Source organism: Streptomyces anulatus (assembly GCF_014650675.1).
In the GTDB taxonomy this organism is placed as follows: domain Bacteria; phylum Actinomycetota; class Actinomycetes; order Streptomycetales; family Streptomycetaceae; genus Streptomyces; species Streptomyces anulatus.
The window spans coordinates 122265-137630 of record NZ_BMVK01000006.1; the positions used below are offsets into that span (position 1 = coordinate 122265).

Below are 15366 nucleotides of genomic sequence, written 5' to 3' on the forward strand. Positions count from 1 at the left end.
GGATCAGCGGGCGTAGTACTCGACGACGAGCTGCTCGTCGCAGATCACCGGGATCTCCTTGCGGTTCGGGTCCCGGTCCAGGCGGAAGGCCAGGGCCTTCAGGTTCACCTGGAGGTAGCGCGGGGTCTCACCGTCGGTGTCGTAGCCACCCTCGCGGGCCACCTGGAAGGGGACCTTGGTGCGGCTGCGCTCGCGGACCTGGACGACGTCGTCGGGGCGCACGCGGAAGGACGGCTTGTCGACCTTGCCACCGTTGACCTCGATGTGGCCGTGGACGACCATCTGACGGGCCTGGTAGATGGTGCGGGCGATGCCCGAACGCAGGACCAGGGCGTCGAGGCGGCGCTCGAGCTCGACGACCAGCGCCTCGCCCGTCTTGCCTTCGGCCTTCTTGGCACGGTCGTAGGCGCGCGCCATCTGGCGCTCGCTGATGTCGTACTGCGCACGCAGGCGCTGCTTCTCCAGCAGACGGACCTTGTAGTCCGAGTTCTGCTTGCGGCCACGGCCGTGCTCGCCCGGCGGGTACGGACGAGCTTCGAAGTACTTGACAGCCTTCGGCGTCAGAGCGATGCCGAGGGCACGCGACTTCTTGACCTTGGGACGCGACTGGTTAGGCACGTTCTCCAGACCTCCGTTGTAGGTTAGGTTAGGCTTACCTTACTCAAGGAGATCGCATGTCTCGCCCTGGGAACACCACTCACGTCACGGACAGCACAGACAGCGGCAGCACACCAGAAGGTGCTGCTACGACGGAAGGCCGATCTGATCGTGGTCAGCCGCGTCCCAGCGGGCTTGAAAACACTCGGATGCCGTCAGCAGCCGAGCGCACACGAACTCTCGTACAGAGTACCTGCTCCGCGCTGCTCGTCGTACCGGGGCTCGATCTGGCCCCTGCCGAACCCCTGATCCCGGACAGCAGGAGCGTGGGCCCCGAGGGCGACCTGTTCCTCGAATTCCCCGCGGATTCCCCGGCAGTTCGGGCCGCGACGCACGCGCAGGGCGACGAACTGACCGCCGTGCTGGAGATCACGGACGTCGCTCCGGTCTCCGTACCGCACCGGATCCGCGGCCGGGCGTGGGTCTCCGGCTGGCTCACCTCCGTCCCCGGCCTGGCCCAGCCCGGCCGGATGATGCTGCGCCTGGAGTTCGGCGAGGCGTACGTGGACGACCTCTGGGGCGCCGAGGACATCGAGCCGGAGGACTTCCGGGACGCGGCTCCCGATCCGCTGGTCCTCCACGAGCCGGAGCTGCTCCAGCATCTGCACTCCGCCCACGACGAGCAGATGCGCACCCTGTGCGGTCTGCTGGGCGAGCGCACCGCCCGCGCCTGCTCCTCCCACCAGCCCACGGCCGTGCCGGTCGCCCTGGACCGCTTCGGGCTGCGGGTCCGCTTCGTCGAGGACCAGGGTTCCTGCTTCGACGCCCGCTTCGAGTTCCCCGAGCCGGTCCGCGACGTCGTCGAGCTGCGCCGCGCCATGCACACGCTCTTCGAGGCGGCCGCGTCCTGATCCGGCGGCCGCCTCGGCCCTAGGACGGCTCCGCGCTCTCGCCGGAACGGCCCAGACGCTCGCGGACGCGCTCGACGACGTCCGCGTACCGCGCCTCGGCGCCGTAGCGGGTGGGGGTGTAGTACTGCCGGTCGCGGACCGCGTCCGGGGCGTACTGCTGGGCGGCGATGCCGCCCTGCACGTCGTGCGGATAGACATAGCCCTGGGCGTGGCCGAGCTTGGCCGCGCCCTTGTAATGGCCGTCGCGCAGATGGGCCGGGACGGGCCCCGCGAGCCCCCTGCGCACGTCGTCCTGCGCGGCGGAGATCGCCAGCGTCGCCGCGTTGGACTTGGGGGCGAGCGCCAGGGCGATGGTGGCGTGGCTGAGGGTGAGCGCCGCCTCCGGGAAGCCGATCATGGCCACCGCCTGGGCGGCGGCCACGGCGGTCGGCAGCGCGGTGGGATCGGCCAGGCCGATGTCCTCGCTGGCCGAGATCATCAGCCGGCGGGCGATGAAGCGCGGGTCCTCCCCCGCCTCGATCATGCGGGCCAGGTAGTGCAGAGCGGCGTCCACGTCGGAGCCGCGGATCGACTTGATGAGCGCGCTGGCGACGTCGTAGTGCTGGTCGCCGTCACGGTCGTACTTCACGGCGGCGCGGTCGACGGTCGCCTCCAGCGTCTCCAGCGTGATCTCCGCCTCGCCCGTGGCGATGGCCGCGCCCGCCGCGGCCTCCAGCGCCGTCAGGGCCCGGCGCGCGTCGCCGCCCGCGATGCGCAGCAGATGCGCCTCGGCATCCTCCGGCAGGGTGACCGCCCCGCCGAGCCCCCGCTCGTCGGTCAGCGCCCGCCGCAGCAGATCACGCAGGTCGTCGTCGGTCAGCGATTCCAGGGTGAGCAGCAGGGAGCGCGACAGCAGCGGGGAGATGATCGAGAAGTACGGATTCTCCGTGGTGGCGGCGATGAGGGTCACCCAGCGGTTCTCCACCGCGGGGAGCAGGGAGTCCTGCTGGGCCTTGGAGAAGCGGTGGATCTCGTCCAGGAAGAGGACGGTCTCCTTGCCGAAGCCGCCGGTGGCGCGGCGCGCGCTCTCGATGACGGCCCGGACCTCCTTGACGCCCGCGGTGATCGCGGAGAGCTCGACGAAGCGCTTGTTGGTCGCCTTGCTGACCACGTACGCCAGAGTCGTCTTGCCGGTGCCGGGCGGGCCCCACAGGATGACCGAGGACGCGCCGGCCGGGCCGCCGCTCCCCTCGACGAGGCGGCGCAGCGGCGAGCCCGGCTTCAGCAGATGCTGCTGGCCGACGACCTCGTCGAGGACACGGGGACGCATCCGGGCAGCGAGGGGGCTGCTGGACGGGTCCTTCTCCTGGCGGTCTTCGGCTGCTGCGGTAAAGAGGTCGGGCTCCACGTCATGAAGCCTATGCGACCCCACTGACAGCACCGTCGGGGGCGGACCGCCTACGAGATCGGCAGGTGACCGTCAGCTGGTCCAGAAGTCCCACCAGCGGGTCAGGATCAGCATGCCGATGATCCCGATCCACATCACCGGAAGCACCCAGGGGAACTCGGTGAGCCCGCCGCGCAGCCAGGCCGGGGCCGGGAGGATGCGGTGCTTGACGTTGTGCGTGGTCACGTAGCAGAACATGACGATGGTGGCGACCCAGGCCAGGCAGCACCACAGGCAGAGCGAGTTGATGTTGTACAGCGACTGGTACTGGAGCCAGGTGCAGAAGCCGACGCCGAACAGCGTCCCGGCGTTCAGCCCGAGCCAGAACCAGCTCCGGTAGCGGGCGCCGGCGAGCAGGCCCATCCCGATGGCGATGACCATGCCGTACGTGACCAGGCCCAGCATCGGGTTGGGGAACCCGAACGCGGAGGCCTGCTCGCTCTTCATGATGTTGCCGCACGCGACGACGGGGTTGAGGCTGCACCCGGGGGTGAAGGAGGGGTCCTCCAGCAGCTTGAACTTGTCGATCGTGATGATCCAGGAGGCCAGCAGCCCGGCCGCGCCGGTGATCACCAGGAGCAGGGCGAGACCGCGTCCGGCCCCGAAGGCGCGCTTGCGGCCGCCCTCGTCCTGATCGGAGGAGAGATCGTGGTCTACCGCTGCAGTCGTCATATCGCCGTTCCATCACCGAGTGGTCAGCCGGGCAAGGTCATTGTGCCGTACCCCCGTACGGATCAACCGTTCGATGGACATAAAGGTGTGCGCACATGAGCGCCCCTGCGGGTGGACTCCGGGGGCTGCGGGGCCGGGACGACGCACGATGTACGTGTCCCCGGCACCGGTCCGGCGACGCCGACCGCGCGGGCGGCCCCAAGTCGGGGTCACCGGCCAGGATGAATCCACGCTCGCCGAGTTGACGGTGGACGAGAAAGGCGCGGGCGGCGGGACCGAGGTCCCGCCGCCCGCGCCCCGCTCACGCCCCGGTCAGCCGAGGCGCTTCGTCAGCTCCGCCGCGACATCGGCCAGCGGCACCGGGCCCTGCTCGCCGGACTCCATGTCCTTGAGCTGGACGACGCCCTCGGCGAGATCGCGCTCGCCCGCGACCAGGGTGTAGCGCGCGCCCGAGCGGTTGGCGCTCTTCATCGCGCCCTTCAGACCCCGGCCGCCGAACGCGAAGTCCGCGGCGATCCCCGCGCGGCGCAGCTCGGTGACGACGCCGAACAGCACCCGGCGGGCCTCGTCGCCGAGCGGGACCGCGTACACGCTGGTGGCGACGGGCAGGTCGAGCTCGACGCCCTCGGCCTCCAGCGCGAGGACCGTGCGGTCCACGCCGAGCGCCCAGCCGACGGACGGCAGCGCGGGGCCGCCGATCATCTCGGACAGTCCGTCGTAGCGGCCGCCGCCGCCCACCGCGGACTGCGAGCCGAGGCCGTCGTGGACGAACTCGAAGGTCGTACGGGTGTAGTAGTCGAGGCCGCGGACCAGCTTCTCGTCGTCCTCGAACACCACGCCGGCGGTCGTGAGCAGCGCCCGGACCTCCTCGTGGTACGCCCTGCAGGCGTCGCAGAGGTAGTCGCGGAGCTTCGGGGCGTCGGTGAGCTGCTTCTGTACGTCGGCCCGCTTGTCGTCCAGCACGCGCAGCGGGTTGATCTCGATGCGGCGGCGGGTCTCCTCGTCGAGGTCCAGGTCCCGCAGGAAGGTCTGGAGCGCCTCCCGGTAGACCGGGCGGCACTCCTTGTCGCCCAGCGAGTTCAGCAGGATCCGGAACTGGCGCAGGCCCAGCGAGCGGTACGCCTGGTCGGCGAGGATGATCAGCTCGGCGTCCAGGACCGGGTCCTCGGTGCCGATGGCCTCGGCGCCGACCTGCGAGAAGTGGCGGTAGCGGCCCTTCTGCGGGCGCTCGTAGCGGTAGTACGAGCCGGAGTACCAGAGCTTGACGGGGAGGTTGCCCGCCTTGTGGAGGTTGGCCTCCAGGGCCGCCCGCAGCACGGATGCGGTGCCCTCGGGGCGCAGGGCGAGCTGGGAGCCGCCCTTGGTGGTGAGGGTGTACATCTCCTTGGTGACGATGTCGGTGGACTCGCCGACACCGCGCGCGAAGAGTTCGACGTCCTCGAAGCCGGGCGTCTCGATGTAGCCGTAGCCCGAGTCGCGCAGCGGGGCGGCGATGGCCTCGCGCACCGCCAGGAACTTCGCGGAGTCCGGCGGGGTCAGGTCGTACGTGCCCTTGGGGGCCTGAAAGGTGCTCACGATTACGTCTCTCGTCTACATTCCTCGGCGCGGCGCCGCGTCCAGACCGTTCAGATACGGGTTGGAGGCGCGCTCGCGGCCGATGGTCGTCTGGGGGCCGTGGCCGGACAGCACCACGGTCGAGTCGTCGAGCGGCAGGCACACACGGGCCAGCGACTCGAGCAGCTCGGCGTGGTCGCCGCCGGGCAGGTCGGTGCGTCCGACGGAGCCGGCGAAGAGCAGGTCGCCCGAGAAGAAGACCGGCGGAATGTCCGCGGCCTCGGGCATCCCGAACGTCACCGACCCCTTGGTATGGCCGGGCGCGTGCGAGACGCCGAACTCCAGACCGGCCAGGGTCAGCTTCGAGCCGTCGGTCAGCTCCTTGACGTCGTCCGGCTCCCCCACGGTCAGCTCGCCCATGAGCGGCATCCCGATCGAGCGGCCGAGCGCCTTCTCCGGGTCGCTCATCATGTAGCGGTCCTCGGGGTGGATCCAGGCGGGGACGTCATGGGCGCCGCAGACCGGGACGACCGAGGCGACGTGGTCGATATGGCCGTGGGTGAGGACGACGGCGACGGGCTTGAGCCGATGCTTCTTCAGCGTTTCCTCGACGCCCTGGGCGGCCTGGTGGCCCGGGTCGATGATCACGCACTCCTCACCGGCGGCGGGGGCGACCAGGTAGCAATTGGTCCCCCAGGCCCCGGCGGGGAACCCGGCAATGAGCACGATCGTCCTTAATGTTCGTCCGGAGGATGCGGCAGCGGCGAAGGATGCGGCAGATCAGAGCCTACCGGCGCTCCTCATGACACAGGTAACCCATATACGGTACGGGCAACTCAGGCCCTCATCTCACGACGTAACAAGGAGCCCAACCGGTGTCCAGCAGCGAACAGCGGCGGCGGCAGCTCGCCCGGGAAAAGTTCGAGCGCCAGCAGAAGCGCCGGGAGGAGGCCCGCAGCAGGACGAGGCGCATCACCGCGATCGTCGCGGCCTCGGTGGCCGTGGTCGCCGTCGTGGGCGTGAGCGCGTTCGTCGTGGCGGGCAAGGACGACGACAAGGACAAGAAGAGCGACGCGGCGTCGAGCCAGAGCCCCACTCCGGAGCCTTCGGAGAGCGAGAGCAAGGCTCCCACGCCGCCGATGGAGATCGACAAAAAGGCGAAGTACACGATGTCGCTCAAGACGAGCCAGGGCGACATAGCGTTCTCGATGGACGCGGCGAAGACTCCGGAGACGGTGAACTCCTTCAAGGCGCTCGCCGACAAGGGCTACTTCGACGACACCAAGTGCCACCGGCTGACCACCCAGGGCATCTTCGTGCTCCAGTGCGGCGACCCGAAGGGCGACGGCACCGGCGGTCCGGGCTACAACATCCCGGACGAGAACCTGGACGCGCTCGGCAAGGCGGGCGCCGACGGTACGGTCGTCTACCCGCCCGGCACGGTGGCGATGGCCAATACCGGCCAGCCGAACTCCGGTGGCAGCCAGTACTTCCTGGTCTACAAGGAGACGAAGCTCCCGCCCACCTACACCCCGTTCGGCACGATGGACGAAGCCTCGCTGAAGGCCGTCCAGAAGGTCGGCGAGGCCGGCGTCGAGGGCGGTGCGGGCGACGGCGCCCCGAAGAAGGCCGTGACGGTCGAGAAGGCTTCGGTCGAGAAGGGCTGAACCGGCGGGACGGAACCGACGGTACGGCGACCGGCCGGGCGGCCACCGGCGGGGCAGAGCGCTGCCCCGGACCGGGGCGAAGAATTTCGGCCGTGCTGAGTGCGGACAGCCGGGCGGCCGGTCGCCTAGATTGGCGTTGTGCAGGGCGGGCGATGCCCGCCCCAGGAAACTGTGGACGATGCCCGGGGGGCGAACCCCCTCGCAGGCATCAGGTGGAGGAGGCGCTGTGAGCAGCGACCCGTGGGGCCGCGTCGATGAGACGGGCACCGTGTACGTGCGTACTGCCGAGGGCGAGCAGGTCGTCGGATCGTGGCAGGCCGGTTCGCCCGAGGAGGCTCTGGCCTATTTCGAGCGCAAGTACGACGGCATTGTGGTCGAGATCGGCCTCCTCGAACGGCGGGTGAAGACCACCGATCTGTCGGCGAAGGACGCGACGACGGCGATCGACCATCTGCGGCAGCAGGTCGACGAGCACCACGCGGTGGGCGACCTCGACGCGCTGCGCAAGCGGCTGGACGCGCTCGTCGCGACGGTCGAGGCGCGGCGCGAGGAGCGCAAGGTCCTCAAGGCCAAGCAGACCGACGAGGCCAAGCACGCCAAGGAGGCGCTGGTCGCCGAGGCGGAGGAGCTGGCGCAGAGCGAGCAGTGGCGCTCGGCCGGCGAGCGGCTCCGGGCACTGGTGGACACCTGGAAGGGTCTCCCCCGCCTCGACCGCAAGTCGGACGACGAGCTGTGGCACCGCTTCTCGCACGCCCGCTCGGCGTTCTCCAAGCGGCGCAAGGCGCACTTCGCCGCGCTGGACGCCCAGCGCGAGGACGCCCGCAAGGCCAAGGAGAAGCTGGTCACCGAGGCCGAGGCGCTGTCCGGCTCCACGGACTGGGTGACCACGGCCGCGCGCTACCGCGACCTGATGACCGAGTGGAAGGCGGCGGGCCGCGCCCAGCGCGAGTCCGAGGACGACCTGTGGAACCGTTTCCGCGGCGCCCAGGACGTCTTCTTCGCCGCCCGCAGCGAGGTCTTCGCCGAGCGGGACGCCGAGCAGGGCGAGAACCTCAAGCTGAAGGAGGAGCTCGCCGCGGAGGCCGAGAAGCTGGTGCCGGTGAAGGACCTCAAGGCGGCCCGTGCCGCGTTCCGGTCCATCAACGAGCGCTGGGAGGCCATCGGCCACGTACCGCGTGACGCCCGCCCGAAGGTCGAGGGCCGGATGCAGGCGGTGGAGCGGACGCTCCAGGAGTCCGAGGAGTCGGAGTGGCGCCGGACGAACCCTGAGGCGCGGGCCCGCGCCGCGGGTCTGACCGGTCAGCTCCAGGCCGCCGTGGACAAGCTGCGCGGCCAGATCGACACGGCCCGCGCCCAGGGCAACAACGCCCGTGCGGACAAGCTGGCCAAGGAGCTGGAGGGCCGCCAGGCGCTGCTGGACCAGGCGCTCAAGGGCCTGGAGGAGTTCGGCGGCTGAGACGGCTGCCAGAAGGCCCCGGTACGCATCTCGCGTACCGGGGCCTTTCCGTTGCCGCCGCCAGGGCCGCGCCGCTAGGGCCTGCGGGCCGAGGTGACCCGGTAGACGTCGTAGACGCCCTCCACGCCGCGTACGGCCTTCAGGACGTGGCCCAGGTGCTTGGGGTCGCCCATCTCGAAGGTGAAGCGCGAGGTGGCCACCCGGTCGCGGGACGTCTGGACGGCCGCCGAGAGGATGTTGACGTGCTGGTCGGAGAGGATCCGTGTGACGTCGGAGAGCAGCCGGGAGCGGTCCAGCGCCTCGACCTGGATGGCGACCAGGAAGACCGAGGACTGCGTGGGCGCCCACTCGACCTCCAGGATCCGTTCGGGCTGCTGCGAGAGCGACTCCACGTTGACGCAGTCGGCGCGGTGCACGGATACGCCGCTGCCCCGGGTGACGAAGCCGATGATCGGGTCGCCGGGGACGGGCGTACAGCAGCGGGCCAGTTTGACCCAGACGTCCTCGACGCCCTTGACGACGACGCCGGGATCCGCGTTGGCGCGGCGCTTGCTGCGGCCGCCGTGCGAGGGCGGGGTGGACTCGGCGAGGTCCTCGTTGGCCTCGTCGTGGCCGCCGAGCGCCTGGACCAGCTTCTGCACGACGCCCGCCGCCGCGACATGGCCCTCGCCGATCGCCGCGTACAGCGAGGAGATGTCCGGGTAGCGCATCTCGTGGGCGAGGGTGACCAGGGAGTCGCCGGTCAGGATGCGCTGGATCGGCAGGTTCTGCTTGCGCATGGCGCGCGCGATGGAGTCCTTGCCCTGCTCGATGGCCTCGTCGCGGCGTTCCTTGGAGAACCAGGCGCGGATCTTGTTGCGGGCGCGCGGCGACTTGACGAAGCCGAGCCAGTCCCGGGAGGGTCCGGCGCCGGCCGCCTTGGAGGTGAAGACCTCGACCAGGTCACCGTTGTCGAGCGTCGATTCGAGCGGGACGAGCCGCCCGTTGACGCGTGCTCCTATGGTCCGGTGGCCGACCTCGGTGTGGACGGCGTACGCGAAGTCGACGGGGGTCGCACCGGCCGGCAGCGCTATCACGTCGCCCTTCGGCGTGAACACGAAGACCTCGTTGCGCGAGAGGTCGAAGCGCAGGGACTCCAGGAACTCGCTGGGGTCCTCGGTCTCCTTCTGCCAGTCCAGGAGCTGACGCAGCCACGCCATGTCGTTGACGGTGTCCTGGCCGCGCCCGGTGTTCTTGGGGACGTCGGTGCGCACCTTGGAGGCGCCCGCGACGGCCTCCTGCTTGTACTTCCAGTGGGCGGCGATGCCGTACTCGGCGCGGCGGTGCATGTCGAAGGTGCGGATCTGGAGCTCGACGGGCTTGCCGCTGGGACCGATCACCGTGGTGTGCAGTGACTGGTACATGTTGAACTTGGGCATCGCGATGTAGTCCTTGAACCGCCCGGGCACCGGGTTCCACCGGGCGTGGACGGTGCCGAGCGCCGCGTAGCAGTCGCGGACGGTGTCGACGAGGACGCGGATGCCCACCAGGTCGTAGATCTCGGCGAAGTCGCGGCCTCGCACGATCATCTTCTGGTAGACGCTGTAGTAGTGCTTGGGGCGGCCGGTGACGGTGGCCTTGATGCGGGCGGCGCGCAGGTCGGCCTGGACCTCGTCGGTCACTATGGCGAGGTATTCGTCGCGCTTGGGGGCGCGCTCGGCGACGAGCCGGACGATCTCGTCGTACATCTTGGGGTAGAGGATCGCGAAGGCGAGGTCCTCCAGCTCCCACTTGATGGTGTTCATGCCCAGCCGGTGTGCCAGCGGGGCGTAGATCTCCAGCGTCTCGCGGGCCTTCTTCTCCTGCTTCTCCCGCTTGAGGTAGCGCATGGTGCGCATGTTGTGCAGGCGGTCGGCGAGCTTGATGACCAGGACCCGGGGGTCCTTGGCCATGGCGACGACCATCTTGCGGACGGTCTCGGCCTGCGCGGCCTCGCCGAACTTGACCTTGTCGAGCTTGGTGACGCCGTCGACGAGCAGGGCGACCTGGTCGCCGAAGTCGCGGCGCAGGGTGTCCAGGCCGTACTCGGTGTCCTCGACGGTGTCGTGCAGCAGGCCCGCCATCAGCGTCGCCGGGTCCATGCCCAGCTCGGCGAGGATCGTGGTGACGGCCAGCGGGTGGGTGATGTAGGGGTCGCCGCTCTTGCGCTTCTGGCCCCGGTGCCAGCGCTCGGCGACCTGGTAGGCCTTCTCGATCTGGCGGAGCGTGGCCGTCTCGATCTTGGGGTCGTTGCCCCTGACCGTACGCAGGAGGGGTTCCAGGACCGGGTTGTACGGGCTGGAGCGCTGTACGCCCAGTCGGGCGAGGCGGGCCCGCACACGGTTGGAGGAGCCGCCGGTGCGCGAGGCGGCCCCGGTGGTGGCCCCGGCCTTCGCGGGGGGCCCGGGAGGCGGGGGCTTGGGCGCGGCGGCGGCCGGTTTCCTGGCCGGCGGCTGCGCCGGGCCCGTCGTCCCGGCCGGGTCCGGGGGCGTCTCGGGGCCCGCGGGCTTCGCGGGAGGGGCGGCGGCCGGACCGGCGGGCTTCGCGGCGGCCGGGGGGCGCACGGCGCCGGCGGCGGGCGCGGGCTCCGGCGCGTTCGAGGGCGCGGCCTTTTCCGGCGTGGCGGGGGCCGCCACGGGCTTGTCGGGCTGCGGGGCGGCGGCTGACTGGGCCTCGTCTGGCAAGAGCGCTCCTCGTGCGGATCCGGGGTACCCGGAGAGCCCATGGTATCGATCCCCCGGCGGGACCTCGCCCGGGGACGGTGGGAGCCCGCACAACGACGGATGGGCACCCGGTGTTCCCGGGTGCCCATCCGTCGTGCTCGGTGTCCGTCGCAGGTCGCTGACCGGCGGATCAGACCGTGATCAGGGACTCCAGCGGTGCGCCCGCGAGGCCCGGCTCCAGGCGGGCCCGGCCCGCGAGGAAGCCGAGCTCCATGAGGACCGCGACGCCCGCGACCTGGGCGCCGGCCCGCCGGATGAGCTCCAGCGAGGCCTCGGCGGTGCCGCCGGTGGCGAGGACGTCGTCGATGACCATGACCCGGTCCCCGGCGTCGAGGTCCTCGGCGTGGATCTCGATCTCCGCGCTGCCGTACTCCAGCTCGTAGGGCTGGCTCAGCGTGGCACCGGGGAGCTTCCCGGCCTTGCGGACCGGGATGAACCCGATGCCCGCCCGGACCGCGACGGGCGCGGCCAGGATGAAGCCGCGCGCCTCCAGGCCGACGATCTTCGTGGCGCCGTGCCGTACGCACAGCTCCGCGAGGGCGTCGGTGAGCGCCGTGAAGGCCACCGGGTCCGCGAGCAGCGGAGTGATGTCCTTGAACATCACGCCCGGCTTCGGGTAGTCCGCGACATCACGGATCCGGCTGAGCAGCAGCTCCCTGATGGATTCGGTGGTGCTCGTCATCGTTCAGCGCTTCCCGGGGGTACGGCCGTGCGACCGGGGGCGGCCGATCGCCGTGCCGGCCGTCTCGGCGTCGTCGCGCAGGTCCTCGGGGCCGTCGTCGTCGGGCGACTCGCCCTTGGCGGCCGCGGCGGCCCGCTTGGCGAGGATCCGCTTCTTCAGGGCCTTCATCTGCGGCTCGCGTTCCTTGAGGTCGGCGACGAGCGGCGTGGCGATGAAGATCGAGGAGTAGGCGCCGGCGGCGAGACCGACGAAGAGCGACAGCGAGATGTCGTTCAGCATGCCCGCGCCGAAGACGCCGCCGCCGATGAACAGCAGACCGGCCACCGGCAGCAGCGCCACCACGGTGGTGTTGATGGAGCGGACGAGCGTGCTGTTGATCGACCGGTTGGCGATCTCGCTGTAGGTGAAGCGGGTCTGCTTGGTGATGTCCTTCTGGCCCTCCTTGAGGCTGTCGAAGACCACCACCGTGTCGTACAGGGAGTAACCGAGAATGGTCAGCAGACCGATCACCGTGCCCGGCGTGACCTCGAAGCCGACCAGGGCGTAGACGCCGACGGTGATGGTGATGTCGTGGATCAGCGCGATGAGGGCGGCGACGGCCATCCGCCACTCGAAGGCGATGGCCAGATAGATCACCACCAGGATCATGAAGACCCCGAGGCCCGTCCAGGCCTTGTTCGCGATCTGCTCTCCCCAGCTGGGGCCGACCAGGTCCGCGTTGATGTCGTTGGCCGGGATACCGAGCTCGTCGGAGAGCGTCTCCTTGATCTCGTTGGCCTTGGCGGTGTCGACCTCGGTGATCTGGATGCGCAGACCGCCGTTGCCCAGCTCCTGGACGATCGCCATGTGGCCGGATGCCTCGGTCGCCACGTCGGTGGCCTGGGCGGTGGAGATCTGGGCCCTGGTGTCGGTCGTGAAGACCGCGCCGCCCTTGAACTCGATTCCCATGCGGAGGCCGCCGACCGCCACGCCGATGATGGCCGTGATGGTGATCAGGATCGAGATGCCGTACCAGATCTTGCGGTTGCGGATGAAGTCGTAGCCGACCTCGCCTCGGTAGAGCCGGGCGCCGAGATTGCCGAGTCGCGACATCTCACGCCTCCTTCGGTTCGGTGGGGGCGTTGACACGGCGCGAGCGGCGCAACGGCGGCTGGGCGCCGAGCCGCTTCGGGTCCAGCCCGGACCACGGACCGCCCTTGGAGAAGAACTTCGTCCGGCCCATGAGCGTCATCAGGGGCTTGGTGAAGAGGAACACCACGACGACGTCGAGCAGGGTGGTGAGCCCGAGCGTGAAGGCGAAGCCCTGCACCTTGCCGACGGTGACGATGAAGAGGACCGCCGCGGCCAGGAACGACACGAAGTCGGAGACCAGGATGGTGCGCCGGGCACGCGGCCAGGCGCGCTCGATGGCCGGACGGAGCGTGCGTCCTTCGCGGATCTCGTCTCTGACGCGTTCGAAGTAGACGATGAACGAGTCCGCTGTGATGCCGATGGCGACGATGGCGCCGCAGACCGCCGGTAGGTTCAGCGCGAAGCCGATGGCCGGGCCCAACAGGGCCATGATCGTGTACGTCAGTACGCCGGAGACCAGGAGGCTCAGGAGCGCGATGAACGCCAGGCCCCGGTAGTAGACGACCAGGTAGATGACGACCAGTGCCAGACCGATGGCGCCGGCGATCAGACCGCCCTTGAGCTGCTCGCTGCCGAGCGCGGCGGTCACCGTGGTGACGCTGACCTCCTCGAAGGTCAGCGGCAGTGCGCCGTAGGACAGGATGTTGCCGAGGTCCTCGGCCGACTGCTGATCGAAGCTGCCGGAGATCTGGGCGTTCTTGCTGAGCGCCGTGCGCACCGAGGGAGCGGAGACGACCTCACCGTCGAGGACGATCGCGAACTGGTTCATCGGCGGCTGCTGCTGCGAGAGCCGGCTGGTGATCGTCTGGAACTTCTTGGCGCCGGCGGAGGTGAACTCCATCGACACGATCCACTCGCCGGTCTGCTGCTCGATGGCGCCCTTGGCGTCGTCGACGTCGCTGCCGGAGACCTCGGCCGGGCCGAGGACGTACTTCTCGTAGCTGCCCGGGACGTTCGAACCGCAGGCGACGATCGAGTCGGTGGGCTTGGCGTTCTGCCCTGCCTCCGAGCGCTGCTTGGGGTCGGTGCAGTCGAGCTTGGCGAACTCCTCCTGGAGCTTGGCCGTGGCCGGGTCCGCGGAGGGCGATGCCTCGGGGGAATCGGACGGCTTCGGCTTGTCGGAGGCGCCGGGGGTCGGGTCGTCCTTCGTCAGGGCGCCGGTGACCGCGCGGCCCTGGGTGGTGGCGCTCGCCGAGGGGGTGGCCTCCGAACCGGTGGCCTCCTCGCCCTTGGGCTTGTCCGCGCCTTCGGCGGACTCACCGGGCTTCGGGGTGGCGCTGCCCGAGGGAGTCGCGGAACCGGAGGGCGTGGGCTCTGCGGGGCCGCTCGCCTGCACCGTCAGAACAGGCCGGAAGTAGAGCTGGGCGGTGGTGCCGACCTGCTCCTGGGCCTGCTTGGAATTCGTCCCCTTGGGGATGTTGACGATGATGTTCTTCGAGCCCTGGGTCTGAACCTCGGCCTCGGAAACGCCCAGACCGTTGACACGCCGCTCGATGATCCCGACCGCGGTGTCCATGTTGGTCTTGTTGATCGCGTTCGGCTTGCCGGGCTGGTTCTGCGCCTCCAGCGTGATCGACGTCCCGCCGGCCAGGTCGATGCCCAGCCGGGGCGTGGTGTGCCCGGACAGGAACAACCCGCCGGTGAGCGCGACCATGGCGATGAGGATCAGAGCCAGGGCACGCCCCGGCCTGCCCTGACCGCCGGACGGCCCTCGGCCCTTCTTGGGTGCTGCCACCTTCTCGTTTCTCCCTGTCCAACCGCCCCGCGCCGGGTACGCGCCCGAGCGGCCACGAAGTGTAGTGGGGACCCTGCCCCCGCAGACGACCGCACGGTCCCGGGGACGCCGCGCGCCGGTGGGCGCGCGACGTCCCCGGGATCGTGAGAACTACTTGGAGTCGGCCTCGCCGTCGGTCTTGCTCTCGCCCTTGGCGTCCTTGACGTCCTTCGCGTCCTCGACCTCGGCGTCGTCGGCCGCGTCGTCCTTGGCCAGGTCGATCTTGGCGACACCGGCGTCGTCGGACTCACCGGTCAGCGAGGAGGCGTCGTCGGGAACGACGGTGCCGTCCGCGTCCAGCTCCTGGTCGTCACCGTGCACGATGCGGTTGTACTCCGCGTCGTCCAGGACGGCGCCGATGGAGTTCTTCGCGTAGATGGCGTGCACGCCGGGAGCGACCTCGAGGAGAACGGTGTCGTCGTGGACTTCCTTGACGGTGGCGTACATGCCCCCGATCGTCCGGACGCCGGTGCCCGGCTGCATGTCGTTGCGCATCTGCGCGGCCGCCGCCTGCTTCTTCTTGGCGGAGCGGGTCATCAGGAACATGGCCCCGATGAGCACGATGAAGGGGAGGAGAGTCAAGATATCCACGGGACGGGAATTCCTTCGCACGACCGCGCTGGAATGCGGCCTGTATATACGGGGGTGGGTACACCGACCGGTAAGGGCGGCATCGGCGGAGTCTAAGCGAGTCCGCATCGATGGAACAACGCCCAGCATGGCACCGGGGTTCCTGTACACGCGAACCTGTGACG

13 protein-coding genes are annotated in these 15366 nt (G+C 70.0%); 3 read left to right on the forward strand and 10 right to left on the reverse strand.

Annotation, left to right across the window (positions count from 1 at the left end):
* Positions 1–3 precede the first annotated feature (3 nt).
* Positions 4–618 (reverse strand): 30S ribosomal protein S4, encoded by a 615-nt coding sequence (gene rpsD, locus IE272_RS16975; protein WP_015607373.1) that lies wholly within the window; start codon positions 616–618, stop codon positions 4–6.
* Between the two features lie 188 nt (positions 619–806).
* Between rpsD and IE272_RS16980 the strand changes: the two genes are divergently transcribed.
* Positions 807–1508 (forward strand): DUF2470 domain-containing protein, encoded by a 702-nt coding sequence (locus IE272_RS16980; protein ID WP_073960308.1) that lies wholly within the window; start codon positions 807–809, stop codon positions 1506–1508.
* 19 nt (positions 1509–1527) lie between these two features.
* Here IE272_RS16980 and IE272_RS16985 read toward each other — a convergent pair whose 3' ends face one another.
* The 4 genes from IE272_RS16985 to IE272_RS17000 form a co-directional block, all read right to left on the reverse strand.
* Entirely contained in the window at positions 1528–2895 is a 1368-nt protein-coding gene (locus IE272_RS16985) for a replication-associated recombination protein A (RefSeq protein ID WP_050359385.1), read from the reverse strand.
* A 72-nt stretch (positions 2896–2967) separates the two neighbouring features.
* Complete coding sequence (locus IE272_RS16990; RefSeq protein WP_050359386.1) at positions 2968–3606, reverse strand: vitamin K epoxide reductase family protein; 639 nt, start codon at positions 3604–3606, stop codon at positions 2968–2970.
* A 312-nt stretch (positions 3607–3918) separates the two neighbouring features.
* Positions 3919–5181 carry a histidine--tRNA ligase gene (gene hisS / locus IE272_RS16995; protein WP_190007205.1) on the reverse strand — a complete coding sequence of 421 codons (1263 nt, stop codon included), beginning with the start codon at positions 5179–5181 and terminating at the stop codon, positions 3919–3921.
* Positions 5182–5196: 15 nt separating this feature from the next.
* The gene (locus tag IE272_RS17000; protein ID WP_007457940.1) at positions 5197–5886 is read right to left on the reverse strand and encodes an MBL fold metallo-hydrolase; all 690 of its coding nucleotides are present in this window, start codon (positions 5884–5886) and stop codon (positions 5197–5199) included.
* Positions 5887–6035: 149 nt separating this feature from the next.
* Between IE272_RS17000 and IE272_RS17005 the strand changes: the two genes are divergently transcribed.
* Positions 6036–6827, forward strand: coding sequence for a peptidylprolyl isomerase (locus tag IE272_RS17005; protein ID WP_050359387.1), 792 nt, complete (start codon positions 6036–6038; stop codon positions 6825–6827).
* Between the two features lie 226 nt (positions 6828–7053).
* Positions 7054–8283, forward strand: coding sequence for a DUF349 domain-containing protein (locus tag IE272_RS17010; RefSeq protein ID WP_050359388.1), 1230 nt, complete (start codon positions 7054–7056; stop codon positions 8281–8283).
* A 74-nt stretch (positions 8284–8357) separates the two neighbouring features.
* On the opposite strand, the gene IE272_RS17015 is transcribed toward IE272_RS17010, so the two are convergent.
* The 5 genes from IE272_RS17015 to yajC all read right to left on the reverse strand — a co-directional run bounded on the left by IE272_RS17015 (position 8358) and on the right by yajC (position 15202).
* Positions 8358–10985: a RelA/SpoT family protein gene (locus tag IE272_RS17015; RefSeq protein WP_373304180.1), complete on the reverse strand. Its 2628-nt coding sequence runs from the start codon at positions 10983–10985 to the stop codon at positions 8358–8360.
* A 169-nt stretch (positions 10986–11154) separates the two neighbouring features.
* Positions 11155–11706, reverse strand: a complete 552-nt coding sequence (locus tag IE272_RS17020) for an adenine phosphoribosyltransferase (protein WP_190007206.1) — start codon at positions 11704–11706, stop codon at positions 11155–11157.
* Positions 11707–11709: 3 nt separating this feature from the next.
* Positions 11710–12798 (reverse strand): protein translocase subunit SecF, encoded by a 1089-nt coding sequence (gene secF, locus IE272_RS17025; RefSeq protein WP_050359391.1) that lies wholly within the window; start codon positions 12796–12798, stop codon positions 11710–11712.
* Between the two features lies 1 nt (position 12799).
* Entirely contained in the window at positions 12800–14572 is a 1773-nt protein-coding gene (gene secD, locus IE272_RS17030) for a protein translocase subunit SecD (RefSeq protein ID WP_050359392.1), read from the reverse strand.
* Between the two features lie 150 nt (positions 14573–14722).
* Positions 14723–15202: a preprotein translocase subunit YajC gene (gene yajC / locus IE272_RS17035; RefSeq protein ID WP_057661646.1), complete on the reverse strand. Its 480-nt coding sequence runs from the start codon at positions 15200–15202 to the stop codon at positions 14723–14725.
* Positions 15203–15366: the final 164 nt, after the last annotated feature.